The sequence below is a fragment of the Sphingobacterium sp. LRF_L2 genome (assembly GCF_965644235.1).
Lineage (GTDB): Bacteria > Bacteroidota > Bacteroidia > Sphingobacteriales > Sphingobacteriaceae > Sphingobacterium.
Genome location: NZ_CBFFRI010000028.1, coordinates 1 through 317, shown reverse-complemented (window position 1 = coordinate 317; position 317 = coordinate 1). Strand labels below are relative to the sequence as shown.

Here is a 317-nt window from a genome sequence, read left to right as displayed (position 1 = left end):
GCAAATGCTTAAGCTTGTTATTTTAACTTCTCGACGTCTTCAATTGATAGTCCCAACATATCGGCAACTACTTCAACGGCAAATCCACCGGCAAGCATCTTTAACACAGCCGATTTTTTCTCCGCTTCAGCTTTAGCACGTTCTTCAAAACGCCCCTGTTGGATTCCTTGCTCTATGCCTTGTTGCATGCCTTGCTGTATTCCCTGTTGCATACCTTGCTCGAAACCTTCTTCGAGTCGCTTCTTCTGCTCTTGTTCCTGATATTGCCGCACAGCCTCCTGATCCCACTTCCGCTTTAAACTTACGTCATACATCGT

At 45.7% G+C, this 317-nt stretch carries 1 pseudogene; it reads right to left on the bottom strand.

The features are described 5' to 3' along the window. Positions 1 to 17: 17 nt before the first annotated feature. Positions 18 to 317 (bottom strand): annotated as a pseudogene (locus tag ACSZOX_RS22400) (hypothetical protein); the annotation flags it as partial.